This window comes from Gimesia maris (genome assembly GCF_008298035.1).
Classification (GTDB): domain Bacteria; phylum Planctomycetota; class Planctomycetia; order Planctomycetales; family Planctomycetaceae; genus Gimesia; species Gimesia maris.
Genome location: NZ_CP042910.1, coordinates 4014765 through 4034266, shown reverse-complemented (window position 1 = coordinate 4034266; position 19502 = coordinate 4014765). Strand labels below are relative to the sequence as shown.

General features: G+C 50.5%; 13 protein-coding genes. 8 read left to right on the top strand and 5 right to left on the bottom strand.

Annotation, left to right across the window (positions count from 1 at the left end):
• Positions 1–37 precede the first annotated feature (37 nt).
• Positions 38–445, top strand: a complete 408-nt coding sequence (locus tag GmarT_RS14925; RefSeq protein WP_002643715.1) for a hypothetical protein — start codon at positions 38–40, stop codon at positions 443–445.
• A gap of 75 nt (positions 446–520) precedes the next feature.
• Here GmarT_RS14925 and GmarT_RS14920 read toward each other — a convergent pair whose 3' ends face one another.
• Both GmarT_RS14920 and ilvA read right to left on the bottom strand, forming a co-directional pair.
• Entirely contained in the window at positions 521–1540 is a 1020-nt protein-coding gene (locus GmarT_RS14920; RefSeq protein ID WP_002643716.1) for an alpha/beta hydrolase family protein, read from the bottom strand.
• Positions 1541–1731: 191 nt separating this feature from the next.
• Positions 1732–3252, bottom strand: a complete 1521-nt coding sequence (gene ilvA / locus GmarT_RS14915) for a threonine ammonia-lyase, biosynthetic (RefSeq protein ID WP_002643717.1) — start codon at positions 3250–3252, stop codon at positions 1732–1734.
• 605 nt (positions 3253–3857) lie between these two features.
• On the opposite strand from ilvA, the gene GmarT_RS14910 reads away from it, so the two are divergent.
• A complete protein-coding gene (locus GmarT_RS14910) occupies positions 3858–4067 on the top strand; it encodes a hypothetical protein (RefSeq protein WP_002643718.1) in 210 nt (69 codons plus the stop codon).
• A gap of 80 nt (positions 4068–4147) precedes the next feature.
• On the opposite strand, the gene GmarT_RS14905 is transcribed toward GmarT_RS14910, so the two are convergent.
• Positions 4148–6247, bottom strand: coding sequence for an amidase family protein (locus GmarT_RS14905; protein ID WP_002643719.1), 2100 nt, complete (start codon positions 6245–6247; stop codon positions 4148–4150).
• Between the two features lie 608 nt (positions 6248–6855).
• Here GmarT_RS14905 and GmarT_RS14900 point away from each other — a divergent pair.
• From GmarT_RS14900 to GmarT_RS14880, 5 genes are all read left to right on the top strand, one after another.
• Positions 6856–7728 carry a sulfite exporter TauE/SafE family protein gene (locus tag GmarT_RS14900; protein WP_044236055.1) on the top strand — a complete coding sequence of 291 codons (873 nt, stop codon included), beginning with the start codon at positions 6856–6858 and terminating at the stop codon, positions 7726–7728.
• Positions 7728–9191: an MBL fold metallo-hydrolase gene (locus tag GmarT_RS14895; protein ID WP_002643721.1), complete on the top strand. Its 1464-nt coding sequence runs from the start codon at positions 7728–7730 to the stop codon at positions 9189–9191. The genes GmarT_RS14900 and GmarT_RS14895 overlap by 1 nt, the downstream gene beginning before the upstream one ends.
• Before the next feature lie 224 nt (positions 9192–9415).
• The gene (locus tag GmarT_RS14890; RefSeq protein ID WP_002643722.1) at positions 9416–10666 is read left to right on the top strand and encodes an NAD(P)/FAD-dependent oxidoreductase; all 1251 of its coding nucleotides are present in this window, start codon (positions 9416–9418) and stop codon (positions 10664–10666) included.
• 58 nt (positions 10667–10724) lie between these two features.
• On the top strand, positions 10725–11741 hold the full coding sequence (locus tag GmarT_RS14885) for a DsrE family protein (protein WP_002643723.1): 1017 nt from the start codon (positions 10725–10727) through the stop codon (positions 11739–11741).
• Positions 11742–11873: 132 nt separating this feature from the next.
• Entirely contained in the window at positions 11874–12704 is an 831-nt protein-coding gene (locus GmarT_RS14880) for a c-type cytochrome (RefSeq protein ID WP_002643724.1), read from the top strand.
• 89 nt (positions 12705–12793) lie between these two features.
• Here GmarT_RS14880 and GmarT_RS14875 read toward each other — a convergent pair whose 3' ends face one another.
• Positions 12794–13384: an antibiotic biosynthesis monooxygenase gene (locus GmarT_RS14875; protein ID WP_002643725.1), complete on the bottom strand. Its 591-nt coding sequence runs from the start codon at positions 13382–13384 to the stop codon at positions 12794–12796.
• Between the two features lie 357 nt (positions 13385–13741).
• Between GmarT_RS14875 and GmarT_RS14870 the strand changes: the two genes are divergently transcribed.
• Positions 13742–14347 carry a YMGG-like glycine zipper-containing protein gene (locus GmarT_RS14870; protein ID WP_002643726.1) on the top strand — a complete coding sequence of 202 codons (606 nt, stop codon included), beginning with the start codon at positions 13742–13744 and terminating at the stop codon, positions 14345–14347.
• Here GmarT_RS14870 and GmarT_RS14865 read toward each other — a convergent pair.
• A complete protein-coding gene (locus GmarT_RS14865; protein ID WP_002643727.1) occupies positions 14344–19461 on the bottom strand; it encodes a WD40 domain-containing protein in 5118 nt (1705 codons plus the stop codon). The genes GmarT_RS14870 and GmarT_RS14865 overlap by 4 nt on opposite strands.
• Between the last annotated feature and the right edge of the window lie 41 nt (positions 19462–19502).

Below are 19502 nucleotides of genomic sequence, written 5' to 3'. Positions count from 1 at the left end.
TAATAGAACTTCTATTGATATGTGGTCGAATTCAAGCATGACTTATCTGAGAACCACACTGGGGCTTTTTCTGTTCGGCATTCTGCTGGGTTTCATCATCATAGTACTGCCTTATGGCTCGGCCCTGGTTCTGTTCCTGGGCTTTGCTCTGGCCCCCTGGATCGTTTATCACTTCGGTCTGCGGGGAAAATTCACCGGCGTTGTAGCAATGGATGCCGGACTGATTGTGGGCGTGATGGGGGGCATTGCCAGTGCGCGACTGCAACTTGGTTTGACCTCCCTGGTGAACTGGAATCAGGCAGCTTACTTCGCAGCGGCCGCACTGTTGATCTCCGGAACAATAAGTGGAGTCTTTTATCTATTCGGACGAATCCCGCCACTCAATGAATCTTCAGAAACATCGCCTCTCAGCAGTGAAGGTTCGACGGAGAAGCATGAACCATGATGTCACTTTATCTGATCTTCACACGTGGTGTCTGGGATATTTTTTCCTGAAGAGATATTTGCGTGTTGCTTATTTCTATTCTTTCGCTTTCTTCCCGGACCGGGTCTGGAACTGCCATTCGTCTTTGGGGTCGAGTTGCTGCTGGCAGGGTTTGCCCTGTAACCAGACGCGGGCCTGTTCGTTCTGGCGAAGGTAGGTGTCCCAGAAGGCGGTCGTGACGGCCAGGATTTCCTCATGATATTTAGGGTTGCGGCGGAAGCGGCCCGGGCGTTCCGTGCCGTCGGAAAACGCGGAGTGCGGCGCGTCGATGAGGACGAGTTCGTATCTGTCGATTGAGTCGGGCAGACCCTGAAAGACTTTGCGGCGGTCTTCGACGGTCGTGTCATTGATGGGGGAAGTGTCTTTCGTGCCGGTCAGCAGCAGCCAGGGAATCTTCACCTCGCCAAAGGAGAGCGCGGGATCGGTTTTGCCTTGCGTGCTGGGGCTGAACATGACGGCGGCTTCAATGCGGGGATCAGTAAACCGCTGGCCAACCAGTCGCCAGGCCTGGCCGCTGACCCCCTGTGTCGTGACAGCACCGTAGGAATGACCGGACATGCCGATGTGCCTCAGATCGAGTTTTTTGTGAAACTGGCTGGTCGCATCGTTCTTCCACAGTGACAGTTGATCGAGTACAGCCGAGACATCCTGGTAGCGGTCGACAGTATTCTGCAGCGTGGTTGCCGATTTCAGTGCTTTGAGTCGTTCGAGGAGGGGGACTCCTTTCCAGACCGTTTCATCGCTGCCGGCGTGCTGCATGTAGACGACCACATAGCCGCGGGCCGACCAGTGTTCTCCCAGGTACTGGCAGCCGGTTCGCGAACCACCCAGTCCGTGGCTGAACAGAACGACCGGAGCCGCCTGTTTCTGTGCGGGGAGGTAAATCCGCAGGGGAATGTTGCGATCCCGGTTTTTGTCCCGCATTGTAATGTCGATCGGTTTCGAGGAGCTGTTTTCTGTCGTTTTCAGGGGATTGTATGGTTCTGCCAGTGCGGAATTCAGGTCGAGCAGGAGTAGACTGGCGGTCAGAAACAGACAGAGGGACAGAAGTTTCATGGGTTTATCCTGTTCTACACTCTCTCAAGTGCATGACGTGATGTTGACTGAGAACATGATTGATGGCGAAAGGAACAGAGACGGGCGCAAAGGGTTCCGTCTATTAAACACCCTGTCATTGCGAACGTGTTGATTGATTTTACGAATTCTCACTTGAAAAGCGAAAGGATTCTGCCGTCATATCAACAATCTTAACGCAGAAACAGTTGATAGACGGGGTTATCGGATTCATCGACGTGGCGGTAACCTAATGTTGCCAGGAAGTTCTGGAAGTCAGGCAGTTCCGCATCGGGGACCTGAATGCCGACCAGGATACGACCGAAGTCGGAGCCCTGGTTGCGGTAATGGAACAGGCTGATGTTCCAGCTGGGATGCATGCGTGAGAGAAATCGCATGAGGGCGCCGGGGCGCTCGGGGAACTCGAACCGGTAGAGCCGTTCATTGCCGACGAGGGGACTTCTGCCGCCCACCATGTAGCGGAGATGGTCTTTGACCAGATCATCGTCGACCAGATCCAGCACGCCAAATCCGCGAGAAGCGAAGTCCTGTGTGATTTCGGGGACTTCGCTGCGATTGCGGATCGACAGGCCGACGAGCACATGCGCTTCCCGATCATCGCTGATGCGGTAACTGAATTCGGTGACGCTGCGCTGGCCGACAATTTCACAGAACTGTTTGAAACTGCCCCGTTCTTCGGGGATGGTGACGGCAAACAGAGCCTCGCGTTCTTCCCCGACCTCGGCCCGTTCGGCGACAAACCGCAGGCGGTCAAAATTCATATTAGCGCCGCAGGTGATGGCGACCAGGTCCTGTCCCTGCAGTTGCTGCTGTGCGACATACTGTTTCATCCCGGCAATGCCCATGGCACCGGCGGGTTCGAGGATGCTGCGTGTATCTTCAAAGGCATCTTTGATGGCGGCACAGACGGCGTCGGTATCGACGGTCACAAAGTCGTCAACCAGTTCTTGTGTCAGGCGGAAGGTTTCCGTGCCCACCAGTTTGACGGCGGTGCCATCGGAGAAGAGTCCGACATCGGGCAGGGTGACGGGGTGACCCGATTCAATGGACTGCAGCATGGCGTTGGAGTCAGCCATCTGAACGCCGATGACTTTGATTTCAGGACGCACGGCTTTGATGTAAGCGGCCACTCCCGAGATGAGACCACCCCCGCCGATGGCGACAAAGACGGCGTGAATGGGATGCTGGTGCTGGCGGAGGATTTCCATGCCGACGGTTCCCTGGCCGGCGATGACATCGGGATCATCAAAGGGATGGACGAAGACGTACTGATGCTTTTTCTGAAGTTCGAGTGCGTGCAGGTAGGCATCGGAATAGCTGTCCCCGCAGAGGATGACCTGGGCTCCCAGGGCGCGGACCGCGTCGGATTTGAGTTCGGGAGTGGTCACGGGCATGACAATATGCGCCTGGCAGCCGAGCTGACGGGCACTGAGGGCGACCCCCTGGGCATGATTTCCTGCGGAGGAACAGACGACGCCACGCTCGAGTTCGGCGGGCGTCAGACGTGACATTTTGTTATAGGCACCGCGGAGCTTGAAACTGTGAACGGGCTGTTTGTCTTCGCGCTTGAGCCAGACCTTGTTAGCCAGGCGGTTTGACAGTTTTTCTGCCAGTTCCAGCGGCGACTCAATGGCGACATCGTAGACGCGGGAGTTGAGAATTCTCTGCAGGTAGTCCAGTAAACGTGTTTCCATGAAAGTAACTTTAAAATGATGAAAAGTGAGCAGTAAAGGGTTTCTGATCAGACAAGATAGAACGGTTCGGGTTCATCAGGCATCTGCTGGTTCTGGTTGTTCATCTGCAGGCTGTCTGCCCTGATTTAGTAGAATACAGGGCGTACCGTATTTATAACAGTGTACTGTCCGCGAGTTGTTAGTGGACTTCGTTTAGTTGGGGGAGTCGTTCCAAGTCTGTGAGCCGATCTGTCAGTTTCCTGCTCGCTGCGCTCGTCCCGGATGTGCATCCAGGACTACCCTTTTTTATTTGTATTAGACTGGTTACTCGGGCACTGTCGGGCGAGCCGACAGATGGCACCCGGTTTGAAAAGAGATCATTCATGGCGGTTCTCAAAAATCGTTCTATTTTAACTTAAGGGTATGCGGGATGATGAATATTGATTCTCTGCTGTCTGATAAGACTGGATTTTCTGTAGAGGCGTGGGGGCGTCAAGGGGAACTGGACAATGTCAGGTGGCGATACAGGTTGATACCGGTCCGATATAGGAACGACCAACTGCGACGCCGGGGCGATCAAGGGGCGATGTGTGTCGACCCACAGAGCATGTTTGAGCAGGTTTTTCATGAATCGTGCTGATACAAGGCTGTTTTATAGTGCCGATGTTTTCAGTGATGCGCGCTGTTTCGCTGAAGAAATACTGGATTGCGCGCGACGCAGTTTAGCGTTTATCGCCAGCGGCGCGGCGGGGTTAAGTCGAATTTTCTCAGTGGGAAGAAATATGAGCAGACGTGAGCTGAATGACACTGATGCGTTTTCTTCAGACGCTTTTTGATTACTCAAGTATGAAGGGGAGGGAAGCGAATGAATCCGCATCGCTTCGAATTTGAAACACAACAATCGGCGGTTGCCGTCTTATTCAATTACAGGGCTGTCGCGTTCGTTGCTTTGGATCTGCTCCAGATGTACGCCTTCGGTATTCTGTTTCAGCTGGTAGGTGATCTGTCGGCTTTTCCCCGTGGGGCGGATGTCGCCGGGATCGCTGGTATCGCTGGTATAGAGCGGATAGATTCGCTCGATCGTCGTTGCATTTACCGAAAAGTGATCATTGCCGTAATATCCCACCGTGTCAGTCAGGTGGGGGAAATCGATTCTGGTTAAAGCATCTTGATTATTGAACGTATAGATGAGCAGGGAGTCGGCGTCTTCTGCATCGCGCACGAAAATATAAGCTTCCGGGATACTGTCCTGATTGAGATCTCTGGCCTGCATTCCAAGGACTGAACCTTTAATTTCCTGGCGGATCGGTTTTGATTTGGTCTGTTTTTTCGCTGATTTCAGTACGAGCGTATTTCCGAAATGGATGTTGGGCGACTGCAGATCAAAGGTAACTCCCTGGAATCGATGAATCTGCCTGTATGGTTTACCTGGATTGATTCGATACTTTGTCGCCTGTTCGAAGGCAAATGCCCGGGCCAGTAATTTTGCATCTTCTCCCTGTTTGCCGATCAATGTGACGCCGATGGGGGAGCCGGCCTTATCCAGACCCAGGGGAATCGTAATCGCCGGATAACCGGCTGTGGCGTAGAGAGGGGACTGGTCATTTGCCAGACTGACGATCAGATCGATTTGATTGTCAGCGAAGATCCGGTCGAGTATGTCAGCGGCCTGCCTGCGAACTTGCAGCGCCAGTTGTTCATACTGTCTGGGCAGATCGTTTTCTTCTGAACCGACTTGATCTGCGAATTCACCAGTCATGCTACAGGCATAGGTGACCAGCAGCTGACCGAACGGGACACGTGTTTCGGGCTGTTGTTCATTGTAAATCCGTAGATCCGAGAGCGAGGTCACCGGTGCTCCTGCATTGACGAGATAGCCAACAGTGTCTTGAGCAAGACCAATAAAGATCAGTCGGCTTAATGATTTGAGCTCCTCCGATGGCAGTTGGATTGCCCGGGGACTGGCGTGCGATTTCTGCAGTCCCCGATCAATCCGCTGCATGATTGTGTATTGTTCAGATAAGAATTCCCAAGGAAGAGGAGGGGGAGAAGACCAGAGGATCTCATCCCGCAGAACGCCGACTGACACGTCTTGCAGCGCATCTCTGTTTAACAGTGGCAGATATGCAACGGCTTTTGTATCGATTATTTCCAGCATGATCGCGGCATCAGTGACATTTCTTGTAATGGGGCCGGCGGAATCCTGGAAGCGGACCAGCGGGATGATACCTCTGCCACTGACCATTCCCAGGCTGGGTTTCATGCTGACGCATCCATTCTGGGAAGCGGGTGAAATCAATGAGCCTGAAGTTTCGGTGCCGATACTGGCCGCCGTCAGATAAGCAGTGGTCGAAATTGCGGATCCGCTGCTGGAACCGGAGACTTCCAGACCTGGATGGTAAGGATTGACGCCGGCACCACTGACAGCATTGGCGCCCGTCGGATCCATTGTCAAAGCACCTGCGAATTCAGACAGACTGGCTTTTCCCAATATGACAGCACCGGCAGAACGCAGGCTGGTCACAAGCTCTGCATCCTGTTCCGGACTGTGATGGAGCAGGATTTCTGCACCACCTGTCGTATGAAGGGGCGACTTTGTATCGATATTATCTTTGAGATTGATGGGGATGCCGTGCAGTTGACTATGTATGATGCCTTTAGCTCTCAAGGCATCTGCTGCTCGGGCTTCTGATAATGCATTGGGATTCAGCTCGATATAGCTCCGCAGTTTCTCGTCATAACGCTGAATTCGATCGAGAAAAAAGAGCGTGAGTTCTTCCGAAGTCAGTTTGCCCGTTTGCAGCGCTGCCTGAAGATCCAGAATGGTTGCGTCCCTCAGTTGTTCCTCGATTTCTGCGGCGCGAGTCTCCGAAAATTGATCCAACGATTTTTGAAAAGGCGTGAAGTCGAGTTTTCGTAAACGTGGAGTGTTGTCTTCGTCGGCAAACAGTCTGTCCGACAAAGAAAATATTATCAGAATCAATAAAACGCCATAGATCCTGCCGCGGCGATTCATACAATCTTCCCTCTCAATCAGTGAGAACGATCCCAGGGCGAGCAAGATCAGTTACATACTGATTGACCGACGTGTGAACTGGTACATGCTACCCTGATAAAAAACATACTCCAAGACAGAGCATCATACTTCAGAAAAACCTTCTTCGTAATTCGTAAGTTAATCCCTGAAAGCAGAATATTGAGTTATTGCTTTGCAAAAATGGAGTTCCAGAGCGTTTTTTTTGAGTCCTCGTTGAGTGTCCAGTTCAATCGGAGTTCTCATCGGAGGGGAGAGGATGTAAGCGAGATCACCATTCCCGTGTCCGAATCACATTAGAAAACCGCTCTGAAACTGAACTGTCTGGGGTGTGTAAAATACATCTTAATATGCACTTATGATAAATCGGTGTGGTCAGCGTTTTTGAACATAGGATCTATTTCTAAGAATCAAACAGAAACGCGATTTTCCTGACAGCGACTCTCTTCGAGCAAAATCCTAAGTTATTCCGATGACATATTGTTATGTCGCAACATTACGATATAATAATGCAGCAGGAAAGAAAGTAATGACAAACCATTCGTCTGTTGCCTGCGAAACAGACAATCTGGATAAATCGGAACACTGTCATGGTGTATATTCTGGCTGGTTCTCTGCTGATTGGATTGACCTTAGGTCTGCTAGGGGCAGGAGGGTCCGCGATCACTGTTCCGGTATTGATTTATCTGGTGGGCCATGGGACTAAAGAATCTATCACGGAGTCAATGGCAATAGTGGGGCTGATTGCAGTTGCAGCAGCAGTACCCTATGCCAGTTCAAAGCAAATAGACTGGCGTAGTGTTCTCTTTTTCGGGCTTCCCGGGATGCTGGGAACATTGGCAGGGGCCTGGCTTGGTGGAGTGGCTGCAGAAGCCCTTCAACTGGTCGTTTTTGGTGGTGTCTTACTTGCGGCCGCTCTGATCATGCTCAGAAAACCAGGAAATACAGAAGCGAATAGTGACTCTTCCTCTCAACGGTCCCCGGCGTGGAAAATTGGACTGGAAGGCATCGTTGCGGGGATCGTGACAGGTTTTGTCGGAGTCGGAGGCGGTTTTCTGATCGTGCCGGCTTTGGTGATCCTCGGAAAACTTCCCATGCGTCTGGCGATCGGTACCAGTCTTGTCATCATTGCTTTCCAGGCCGCGGTCGGTTTTACAAAATACGAGTTCTATCTGGTGGCAAATCATATGTCGGTCGACTGGCAGACAATTCTGATTTTCACTGTCGTGGGCATCATTGGCAGTATCATCGGCCGCCACATTAACACCCGTCTGAACCAGCAAAAGCTGAAATCGGTATTTGCTGGTTTTCTGCTTTTACTGGGAGGGTTCGTCATAGTTCATGAAGGTGGTAAGTATCTGCAGGCTTCAGTGACTGACTCAGCCCCTTCTGGGCAAATTCATACGAAGATGATTCAAACTACAAGTCTCACATCAGTTTACAATAATATAGGAGAAGAGTGATGTTACTGAAATATTTCTATGATCCGAAACTTGCCCATGCTTCTTATCTGGTAGGGTGTCAAAAAACTAAAGAAGCAGTTGTCGTTGATCCGGGTAGAGATATCGATCAGTACCTGGAAACAGCCCGACGCGAAGGAGTCAAACTGACGGCGGTCGCGGAAACACATATTCACGCTGATTATGTATCCGGAGCGCGTGAACTGGCTGATCGTGTGGGGGCGAAGTTGTATGTATCAGATGAAGGCCCCGCAGAATGGAAGTATGAATATGCAAGTCAGTATAAATCGCAATTGCTGAAAGACGGCGATACGTTCCTGATCGGAAATATTCAATTTCAGGTGTTGCATACACCGGGACATACTCCCGAAAGTATCTCGTTCCTGCTGACAGACCAGGGGGGCGGAGCCAGTGAGCCAATGGGGATCTTTACCGGTGACTTTGTATTCGTGGGTTCAATTGGTCGACCTGACCTGCTGGAAGAAGCAGCTGGAATTAAAGGGAGTGCAGAAGCAGGAGCGCACCAGTTATATCATTCTGCGGAACGGTTCAAACACCTGCCGGATTATCTGCAGGTCTGGCCGGCTCATGGTGCAGGGAGTGCCTGCGGGAAAGGGCTGGGGGCAATTCCTTCTTCTACGGTGGGCTATGAAAAACGATTTAATCCAGCACTTCAGTATGATGACGAGGTAGCTTTCGTACAATATATTTTGTCTGATCAACCGGAAGCACCGAAATATTTTGCTGTCATGAAGCGTGTAAACAAGGAAGGCCCCGGCATCATCGGGAAGGCCGGTCTGTTTGAGTTTCTGGACTCAGATCGCATTGGGAAAATTCAGAATCAGGCGACGATACTTGATCTTTCCCCTTCAAAAGAATTTTCTCAAGCTCATGTGCCGGGCACAATGAATATTCCGCTTTCGATGCTCGCAGGCTGGGCCGGCTGGCTTGTAGACTACTCGAGGCCTGTGTATGTCATCACGGAACCTGATGAATTAGCAGAGGCGGTACGTGTCTTACAGAAAATTGGTATTGATGAACAGTTGCAGGGCGCATTTCGGCGTGCTGAGATCCTGGCTGACGGGTTGGCGACTGAAAACTATCCCGTTGCTTCCCCTGCTGAGCTGGCTCCACGTATCGAGGCGAATGAAGTCCACTTGATCGATGTGCGTACCGACGCGGAATGGAATCTCAGCCATATTCCTCAGGCAGAACATCGTTTTCTGGGTCGTCTTCCAGAACATTTGACTGAAATTGAACATTCCAAACCGGTTGTCGTGCAATGTCAAAGTTCTGCGCGATCGGCGATTGCCGCCAGTATTCTGCAGGCAGCTGGAATGGATGTCATCAATCTGTCAGGAGGATTCCAGGCATGGCTGGCAGCCGGTTACTCTTCCACTTCGATGGGGCAGGATCAAGTTACCTGCAGTCCCGGCAGCAAGAAAGCCTGTTCTCTGGAGAAATAAGAATGAATTCGTTCCTGGTTTTACTGACAATCATCGCAATATGGATTGTGTTTCATATGTATCTCCTGCCTCGTTTCGGAGTCAAAACATGTCTATTCCAATGCTGTCGCAGACCGGTCCCATCTCCGGCAGAAAAGTCCGGGGACAGAAGGCGGAATCAGTCGAAGACTGACCACTGCGATGACTGAACCCTGTTTCCTGTCGACGTCTAGCGGAGAACAAATATGATTTCCCACATCAGTGAAAATATCCAGAAACCTGACCAGGCAATAAATGACTCTGATCAGGTGATTCACCACCAGGTTGTAATTGTTGGAGGAGGGACAGCAGGCATCAGTGTTGCTGCCCAACTTACCCGCGGCTGGTCGAACCAACTTGATGTGGTCATCGTGGACCCTTCTGACAGTCACTATTACCAGCCCGCGTGGACACTCGTCGGCGGGGGCACCTTTCGCAGGGAAAAAACACGACGTGACGAAGCGTCTGTCATACCCCGCAAGGCGAAATGGATTCGTGATGCGGTGATCAAATTTGAACCACAACAGAACTGTCTGCGAACTCGTGATGGAAAAACCATTCAATACGATTACCTTGTGGTTTGTGCTGGCATTCAGATTCAATGGGATGACGTCAAGGGATTAAAAGAAAATCTGGGTCACGCAGGAATCTGCAGTAACTATTCCTTCGAGTCTGTCGGCAGTACCTGGGATAACATCAGTCATTTCAAGGGAGGAACGGCAATCTTTACGCAGCCCGTCACTGGTATTAAATGTGGTGGTGCTCCGCAAAAGATCTGTTACCTGGCAGACGATTATTTTCGTCAGCAGGGAGTGAGGGAGAAGACAGATATCATCTTTGTCTCTGGAACCAGTAGTCTGTTCGCCGTCGAGAAATACCGGAAGGTTCTGGAACAGGTTGTTCAACGCAAGAATATTGAGACCCGCTTCAACCAAAATCTGGTCGCAGTTTCAGCTGACACGAAAGAAGCGATCTTTCGAGACACGGAAACAGGAGAGGAGAGTTCGATCAGTTATGATATGATTCATGTCACTCCTCCCATGGGACCGCCGGCGTTTATCTCGGAAAGTTCTCTTGCTGATGAGAAGGGCTGGGTCGACGTCGATCAATACACGTTGCAGCACGTGCGGTTTCCCAATGTATTTGCGTTGGGAGACAGCAGTAATCTGCCGACATCAAAAACAGCTGCTGCCATTCGCAAGCAGGCTCCTGTGGTAACCAGAAATCTGAAGTCACTAATCGCGGGTAAACCGCTGACGGCCAGGTATAACGGTTACACATCCTGCCCACTGGTCACCGGCTACGGAAAACTGGTTCTGGCTGAGTTTGATTATGACAAGCTTCCCGACGAAACGTTTCCGTTCAATCAGGCTAAGGAACGCTGGAGTATGTGGCTGCTGAAAAAATATCTGCTGCCATTATTGTACTGGAGAGGCATGCTCAAAGGGCGGGTTTGAAACCTTTGAGCTGACTGATAATTGCACGAGAACTGAAATGATAATAGGGAAGAAACAAATGAAGACACCACTGCTGCGAAATGGAATGTTAGTGATCCTGGTCTGTGTGATAGCCGGTTCGGCTCTGGCTCAGCGAGGACCAGGCGGACGCGGGCCTGGTCGAGGTAAAGGAGGTCACGGGCAAGGGCATGACCGCGATCATGTTGACTTTCGTTATCTGCTGACCAATCATCAGAAAATCAAACGTAATGTACAAGAACTGCCTAACGGCGTTCAGACGTTAACGGAATCGGAAGATCCACAGGTTGCTGCAAAAATCAGGGAACATGTCTACTGGATGAAAGAACGCATTGAAAAGAAACAGCCCATTCGGATGCGGGATCCACTGTTTGCAGAATTATTCAAACATGCCGCGCAAATCAAAATGGTCACCGAGAATACTCCTAATGGAGTTCGGGTAGTGGAGACTTCTGAGGATCCCTATGTTGTGAAGTTGATTCAGGAGCATGCGAAAACGGTTTCCCAATTTGTAAAACGTGGTTTTCCCGAAGCGATGAAAAATCATCCTGTACCCACGACGCAGAAGGAAGCGAAAAAACCGGAATACATTCATCCGAACATTCAACGGTACGGGAAAGTGGTTCAATTACCTCACGCTGCTCAGCAACCGCGGGCTGAAAGTAAACTCTGTGTCGATCTGACCAGAGGAGGGGCAACCGACCAGTTGAATCCATCCATTGAGAAAATCGCGCGGTATGTCAATATTTATGAAGGAGCGGGTAAATCACCGGCCTCAGTTCAAATCGCCGTCGTTCTGCATGGAGATGCCACCTTGTGTGCCTTAAACGATGACGCTTATGCAAAACGGTTCAAAACAGAAAGCAATCCAAACCTTGACTGTTTACACGAACTCCACGAGGCAGGGGTTTCGATTTATGTCTGTGGTCAATCACTGATCGGAAAGGGAAGTCAGCCGGAAGAGGTGGTTGTGTTTGCGGATGTTGCGGTTTCTGCGTTAACATCACTGGTCAATCTACAGGCAGACGGATATGCATATGTCCCTTTATTGAAATAACGTATTGTATTAATTCTTACAGATCGTGAAATTCCCTGTGTATATAATCGCGAGATGAAGCGTGCAGGATGCGGCAGCCCATAGCATTTTGTTTCGGTTATGATTTTCGGGTTAATATAAAGCGAGATTGTCATGCGTCGTAGTGGAGGTGTTATTCTCTTTATTCTTTTCACAGGCTTTTATCTGCTGACGGCGTTGTCGGCAGATACACAAGAAAGATTAACTGACGAGTATAAAGTACCCGACGCATATCCTCCCCGTGAACTGGGTGAGATCATCAGGCTTGGGCGAGCGCTCGTCGAGCAGACGAACGTGCATCCGCTCTCGAAAGACTATGTTGGTAATTCCCTGACCTGCAGTTCCTGTCATCTTAAGGCAGGCACTGACCCGCGTGCAGCTACTTTTCTGGGAATTGCCACTGCATATCCTGCCTGGTCTCCTCGTGAAAACCGGGTGATCACTCTGGAAGACCGCGTGTTGAACTGTTTCATGCGCAGTCAGAATGGAATACGGCCTCCTCTGGGAAGTAAAGTATCTATTGCGATTACCGCTTACATCACGTGGCTTTCGACAGGTAATGCGATCAAAATGAATCATGAAAAACCGTTGGGCCCTAATCATGTCAAGCCTCTCAGGATTCAACCTGAACTGGCTGATACGCAACGCGGGGCGACTTTATATGCGAATCAGTGTGCCGACTGTCATGGAAACGAGGGAGCCGGAACGGAAGAGGGACCGCCCGTCTGGGGTGAGAAATCGTATAACACGGGAGCGGGATTGAGTCGTAATGATAAACTGGCCTCCTGGCTGAAAGTCGCGATGCCCCCTGATGATACAAATCTCTCGGAGCAGGATGCGCTGGATATTGCCGCTTATGTAAATTCGCATGAACGGCCTCGATTTCTGCTTCAGGAGCATTTGCCGGCTGTGGAACGAATGGGAACGTATGACTGGCAGAAATAATAATCAGGTCGCAGGTGCTGCGTTCTAAGCCTTCGAAGCAGGTATGATCAGCAGATTGAGTTCATTAATGATGAAGCAACGGGAAGAAGTCAGTCGTTTTTTGCCACTGGTTGATTTGAGCCGGGATACAGCCAGCCTTTCAGTATCCAGCTTAATAGGGGAATCATAACCCAGGTCATCAGAGGGACTGTGATGGTAGTGGTAATCGCAGAGGCGAGCAGAAAATGCAGTTCGCTCATGTAAGGGCGGATGAGATTGATAATGGGGATGACGGTAACATATACGGAAATCCACACGATGATCGCGATTTTATATTTGGGAGGATGGTCGACCTGCTGTTGTTCGTCATGATGTGTCAGTTCAAACCAGGTTTCCAGTCCTGTATTATGTGTGATTGCGGGAGGGCAGTGTTCCAGTGCATGCAGCCTGGAAATCCAGTACTCACGTTCCGGCGAATTCTTCCAGCGTTCCAGATTCTCCAGTTGATCGAAACGCAATACAATCTGATAAGTGGGTTTCCGGATGGATTCCTGTTTCAGGACCGTGGTTCCCATATGGCCGGGGAATTTGAGTGAAGCCTGAATCGTATTTGTCAGAGTTTCTTCCCACTCTTTTTGATTTCCGGGAGCAGGTTGCGCTGACACGACCATCGTTACAGGATCAGAATTGGGTGCGCGCATCGAAATATGGCTTTCATGGAATGTAAATTGCTACTTTTGTTATCTGATCAAACGCGTTTTCGTTTATGCCATCAGAGCACGGTTAATTCGCCATTATTATAGCAGTCACATCACAGGTTCATTGGGGTTTCAAAAAATAAAACGGTAAAAGATCAATACAAAACAGCTTAGGAAATCTGTTGCAGCCAGGTATATAAACTGGTTACAAAAATTGTCTATACAACATTTAAAATATCTGATAATGCATGTCTGTAATCCCGATAATATTTAGAGAGGGACTGTAGGACGGACTCTCTTACAATTTAGATAGCGCCAGGATTGTAAAAAGTGCAAGCGAAGGGTGGAAGGATTCACACAATGAACTGTCTGTCACGTAAATCAGGGGTTGCTCTGCTGGTTCTGGGGTTAGTGTCCCAGGTTGGATGCGCTTCGATGAACCATACCGAAGCAGGGGCCGCTCATGGTGCGGGAATTGGTGCCATCACCGGTGCGATTATCGGGAATTCTTCCGGTAACGCCGGGGCAGGTGCCCTGATTGGTGCTGCAACGGGAGGACTGGCGGGCAGCCTGATCGGAAATGCAGAAGATGCTCGAGAAGAACGTGACGTAGCCATTGCCCAGGCCAATCACGAACGGATGGCCCGTGCAGCGATTCATAATAACGATGTACTGCAGATGGTTCACAGCGGGGTAAGTGACTCGGTCATCATGGGCGCCATTCGCAGTCGGGGCGGTGCCTTCGATTTGAGCCCCCAGAGCATTATTGCTCTTAAACAGCAGGGGCTCAGCGACCCGCTGATCGAATTCATGCAGCAGCACAACTATGTGAGTTCAACACAGCCTGTGGTGGTCAAACAGGCGCCAGCGGTTGTCAGTTCGCCATCTGTCGTTTTCGTGCGACCACGTCCGCGGCCACGTTATGTTCGACCACGTTATGGCGTCCACAGTCACTTTCATTTTTAACGGTTTAGCTTCACGACCTGCGGGGCTTTATTCTTCCAGTCCACGGTAAGCCACAAAATCGCCTGCCCATCCTGGCTGCCTGTTGCTACAAATCGTCCATTCGGAGAGAAATCGACTGAAGTGACACCCTGTGCATGGCTACTGAGTGTCAGGATCTCTTTTCCTGTATCGGTATCCCAGAGTTTGGCCGTGCCATCATCACTGGCAGTAAAGGCGCGGCTGTCATCAGGTGAAAATACCACCGATGCCACCGGTGCAGTATGACCGGAGAGGACTGTTTTCTTCGCGGTATCAATATCCCAGATGATCGCTGTATTATCCTCGGAACCGGAGATCAGACGTTTGCCATCATGGGAGTAAGCAACCTCACGCACAGGCCATTCATGTCCTTTGAATGTTTTGATTTTCTTACCGGTTTCTGCATCCCACATGACCAGGGTTTTATCGTCTGAAGCGGTTACGATCTGTGAGCCATCGGGTGAGAAAATCGCACTTTTCACATGGGTACCTGATTGATCCAGGCTCCGCAGCATGGCCCCACTTTCGGCATTCCAGATTTTTGATGTACCATCCTCACTTGAAGTGAGGATGCGTTTTCCATCCGGGGAGTAGCGGACCGTGTTGACATAACCATTATGTTTCTGTTCCAGTTTCTTTTCCGCCTGGCCTGTCTGAGTATTCCAGATTTTAGCAGAATTGTCCCAGCTGCCAGTCACGAGCCATTTCCCATCAGGTGAAAAGGCTGCGGAAGCAACGACACCATGTGGGTGAAATGCCATCACCTGCTGCGCAGTCACATCGTTCCAGAGCCGCGCATCACGTCCGCCGACTGTCAGAATCGAATTATGATAAGGTGAAAAGATGGCAGTCCACAGCATGCCTCCCCTGGTACGAAAATCCAGAAACGGCTTCAGTTGACCATTCTTTCCGGGGATTCGCAGTTCTGCACCGGTTTCCAGAGCCCAAAGCTGAATCACCCGCTGCTGCACGTTGGCGGTCAGAAGTCGTTTGTTATCCTGTGAGACACTGACTGAGTTAATCAAGCCATTCACAGGTTGAATGGTCCGCGTGACTTTCGAACTCGCAAGGTCCCAGATTCGTACCAGTCCGTCAGCACAACTTGTCGCGGCCTGTTTACCCTGGTCAAAAATGGCCATGGACAGGATGGCATCGGGATGTTTCAGAATCTGAGCCTGATTTTCTTTACCTGACGCAACATCCCAACTGCCGACCGTGTTGTCGCCGCTGGCTGAAAGTACCGTTTTACCATCAGGCAAAAAGTCTAATGCTGTGATTCGTCGCGTATGCCCAGACAGTTTATGTAATAATTTACCAGCTTCCACATCCCAGAGCATGCAGTGCCCGCGTGCATCTCCACTGACGCAGTATTTTTTGTCAGGTGAAATGGCGACAGCACTCACTTCAGAATGATGCCCGGAAAGTTCTTTCAAAAGTTCTCCTGTCGCGATATCCCAGATACGAACCGTTTTTTCATCACTGCCTGTAACCAGCAGTTTTGAATCAAACGAAACATCAATGGCAGCACTGCGACCGGTGTGCTCAAACCGTTTGTGTTCGGTTCCTGTCTGGATATCCCAGATGCGGACGGAATTATCAACGGCTGCCGTGGCAAGTCGTTTGCCATCAGGCAGGAAGACCGCACTCGAAGCCAGAAACGCGTGCCCTTCGGTAAACTCTTTGTTGGGATTTCCGGTGGAGACATCCCAGGAAATAGCTGTTTTATCACGACTGGCGGTGACCAGCTGTTTCCCATCATGCGAGAAAGAGACATCAAGAATGGCATCGACGTGTTGTGCCAGAACGCGTCCCTTGAGCGTCCGGATTTCAGCATAATTAGCAATGTTCCACAATTTCAGCTGTGCGTCGTGGCTGGCAGAAAGAATCCATTTCCCATCGTTCAGGATCATGGCAGACTGCACCCAGCTGTCATGGCCACGAAATGTTTTCAGCGCTTTTGTCGTCTCGATATCCCAGAGTTTGACAGTATTGTCATGACTGGCAGAGATCAGCATTTTTCCATCATTAGTAAATTCGACAGACTGAACGCTCTCCTGATGACCTTCAAAAGCGACATAGGCTGGTGGTTCATTTTCTTTGCCGGAAACCAGTTTTGAGAAATCGTAAGGGACGATGTCTTCCGGTCGCCATAAAAGTATGCGGCGGTCATAACCACTGGTAACGACATGCGTGCTGTCTGCATCAAGTGAGAAGTGTGCTGAATAAACGGGTCCCTGGTGACCGGTAAAAGGGGCTCCTTTTTCTCCTGTTTCTGTATTCCAGATGACCGCGGTTCCATCCTGGCTGGCTGTGACAATCCGTTTTTCATCGGTAGAGAAGTTCGCATCCCAGACCCACCAGTTGTGCCCCCAGTATCGATTCAGTTGATCGCCTGTTTTCACATCCCAGAGTCGAGCGGTTTTGTCATAGGAACTGGTTAAAAGACGTTTACCGTCTTTCGAAAACGAAATGCTTAACACACCTTCGGTATGTCCCTGATCGAAGGGTGTTTTTTTCGAGGTGTCTTTGAATTTGGTTGGAATCGGTGCATTCGATTCCAGATTCCAGAGTTTGATGAAGCCGGTCGGATCTTCACTACCGGTTGCCAGAGTTTTCCCGTCAGGACTGATGGCGACGGCGAGAACCGGATATTTCTGGTGATCGAAGGCAGCGAGGACTCGTCCGGTCGTACGATCCCAGATGCGGGCGATGCCATCTTTACCACCCGTCGCAAACTGGGAGCCATCGTTGGAAATTGCCAGCGCGTCTATGGGAGCCTGCGCATCAAAAGTCCGGCTGCTCTGAGAGCAGAGGTGCATTAAACGGCCCCACTCCCAGTTGCGCAGATCGGGGGGGCATTGATTAAGTAATTCTACCGCGCTTTCGAATGCATTTTCATCAATTTTGGCAGCGGCCAGACCAATGCGGGCGATGTAAGCTTCGTATTCCTCCTGCCTTTTTGCTTCTTCTGCAATTTCTTTCTGAGCAATGGCTTTCTTTTCCGATTTCTGTGATTCCAGAAGAGCGATCTCTTCTTTCCGTTTTGCTTCAATCGCTTCATCACGAGCAGCGATCGCTTTTTTACGTTCTACTTCCTCTTGTGCACGGGCAGCATCTGCTTTTTTGCGTTCCTGGACTGCCGTGTCGCGTTCTGTCTCTGCGACTTTCTCTGCCGCTAATGCGCGATTGGCCTCAGCGCGGATCCAAAAGAAGGCACCCGTAACCACAAACATCACGGTTGCCAGCATGCCTACAAAAACGCGTTTTGCAGTGCGGAGCCGCTGTTGGCGGGCATCGCGTTCTGCCTGGGCATCACGAATTTTATCGATGAGCTCCTGGTGGGCGGGATCCTCTGAATTTAACAGTGAGAGTCCGAGGTCGTAGTCACCTTTGCCATAGGCCAGTCCCGCATAACTGAGCGTTGCCTTTTCGACGCCGGCCTGCGCTGTACTGTTTTCCGGCCAGAGCGAAAGGGCTTCCTGAAACCCAAACAGGGCACGGGAAAAGAGTTCGTAATTTTCTGACTCAATCGCTTTGTTCAAATCAGATTCGGCACGTGTTGCCAGTGAGATACTTTCCGAATGAGACTGATAAGCCAGAATCGCCTGCTGAAAAGCCTGCACACTGGGAAAGCGATCCTCTGGGCGCAGAGCCATTGCTTTCATGGCGATGTCGACGAGTTCGCCTTTTTTCTCAGTCGCAACAATTTTATTCTTCGCAGCCGCCATCAGACATTTCATGGCGGTCTTGCCGGTATGCGGTGGACGTCCTGTCAGAATTTCATACAGAATGGCTCCCAGCAGGTAAATATCCGAGAGAGGCGAAATTTTCGTAACGGGGCCAGTTGCCATTTCCGGCGCCATGTAAGCAGGGGTCCCCCCCATGCTGGAGGTCGTGATGATGCTGCTCGATTTGCGGAAGCCGGATGTGGATTGTGCCAGTCCCCAGTCCATGACCAGTACTTCACCAAATTCACCGAGCATGACGTTTTCCGGCTTCAGATCGCGGTGTACCACGCTGCGGGAATGAGCAAACGCGACTGCGTCAGCAACTTTCATCAGAATATTAAGGTTTTCCGCCAGGGTGTTTTTACGAACGGTTTTGAGCCAGGGACGTCCTTCGACTTTTTTCATTGAGTAGAACAGAGCGCCGGAGTTGTTGCTGCCCACATCGTAAATGGGAACAATATTCGGGTGATCTAATTCACCGGTGACCACCGCTTCTGCGAGAAACTTATGACGTTGCTCACTGCTTTGCGCGGTTTTGGTCTTCAACATTTTGACAGCGACCTGTCTGTCGATGGAGGTCTGTCGCGCTGTATAGACAACCCCCATCCCTCCCTGGCCCAGGATTTCCAGAAGTTCGTACTCTGCATTGTCATTAAATTCTGAAGTTGTGGTATCACTGAAATCACGTTTTTTGATCACCAGTGAGGTCTGATTGCTGATCAATTCCCCTGGCAGATCGGGAGCCTTGATCGTCATGTCAGGGCGATCTGCCATTGTCGCCATATCGTCCCCCCAGGCAGAATTCATTGTGGCCATCAGTTCGGGAGGGACATCATCGGAAACCAGGGTGGCTTCGATATCGGATGGCGAGTTCCCGTCTTCGACAAATGTGGCACCGATATCGGAATTCTCAACGGGATCATTCAGAATTAACGTCTGGTCATTTCTGTCTTCAGGTTGCTCATCCGGGTTTTCGTTGATCGTCTGCATGCCCGCCCAGTCACCTTGTTCATCCGATTCCATGGTCTGGTCCAGATCAACTGATTCCGGATCGACGATCGTCGCATAAATATCATCCTCGGGAACACTCTCATCGATCGTCTGATCATTCGATGGCAGATTTGCATTCGTATCCTGTTCCGATTCAGGGGCATCACTGGTCTGGAACAGTTCTTCCGATTCAGACGTGTCAAAGGTATCACTGTTGATCGTTTCAGAGTCCCATTGATCAGAAATAATTGTCTGATCAATTTCACTGCTTCGGTCATCAGAGTCAAATTCCGAATCAGATTGAGTCTGATCGTTTTGAGCATTCAGCTCATCAGACGATTCTTCGTTTTCTTCTTTTTTCTCTGGATTGTCATTCATAATGTTACCCGCGTTTTGCCGTTACAGTCGACTATGATTGT

Excerpts from the sequence above, each read along its gene's own strand:
- GmarT_RS14925 (WP_002643715.1), top strand. The coding sequence starts at position 38 with ATGACTTATCTGAGAACCACACTGGGGCTTTTTCTGTTCGGCATTCTG.
- GmarT_RS14920 (WP_002643716.1), bottom strand. The coding sequence starts at position 1,540 with ATGAAACTTCTGTCCCTCTGTCTGTTTCTGACCGCCAGTCTACTCCTG.
- ilvA (WP_002643717.1), bottom strand. The coding sequence starts at position 3,252 with ATGGAAACACGTTTACTGGACTACCTGCAGAGAATTCTCAACTCCCGC.
- GmarT_RS14910 (WP_002643718.1), top strand. The coding sequence starts at position 3,858 with ATGAATCGTGCTGATACAAGGCTGTTTTATAGTGCCGATGTTTTCAGT.
- GmarT_RS14905 (WP_002643719.1), bottom strand. The coding sequence starts at position 6,247 with ATGAATCGCCGCGGCAGGATCTATGGCGTTTTATTGATTCTGATAATA.
- GmarT_RS14900 (WP_044236055.1), top strand. The coding sequence starts at position 6,856 with ATGGTGTATATTCTGGCTGGTTCTCTGCTGATTGGATTGACCTTAGGT.
- GmarT_RS14895 (WP_002643721.1), top strand. The coding sequence starts at position 7,728 with ATGTTACTGAAATATTTCTATGATCCGAAACTTGCCCATGCTTCTTAT.
- GmarT_RS14890 (WP_002643722.1), top strand. The coding sequence starts at position 9,416 with ATGATTTCCCACATCAGTGAAAATATCCAGAAACCTGACCAGGCAATA.
- GmarT_RS14885 (WP_002643723.1), top strand. The coding sequence starts at position 10,725 with ATGAAGACACCACTGCTGCGAAATGGAATGTTAGTGATCCTGGTCTGT.
- GmarT_RS14880 (WP_002643724.1), top strand. The coding sequence starts at position 11,874 with ATGCGTCGTAGTGGAGGTGTTATTCTCTTTATTCTTTTCACAGGCTTT.
- GmarT_RS14875 (WP_002643725.1), bottom strand. The coding sequence starts at position 13,384 with ATGCGCGCACCCAATTCTGATCCTGTAACGATGGTCGTGTCAGCGCAA.
- GmarT_RS14870 (WP_002643726.1), top strand. The coding sequence starts at position 13,742 with ATGAACTGTCTGTCACGTAAATCAGGGGTTGCTCTGCTGGTTCTGGGG.
- GmarT_RS14865 (WP_002643727.1), bottom strand. The coding sequence starts at position 19,461 with ATGAATGACAATCCAGAGAAAAAAGAAGAAAACGAAGAATCGTCTGAT.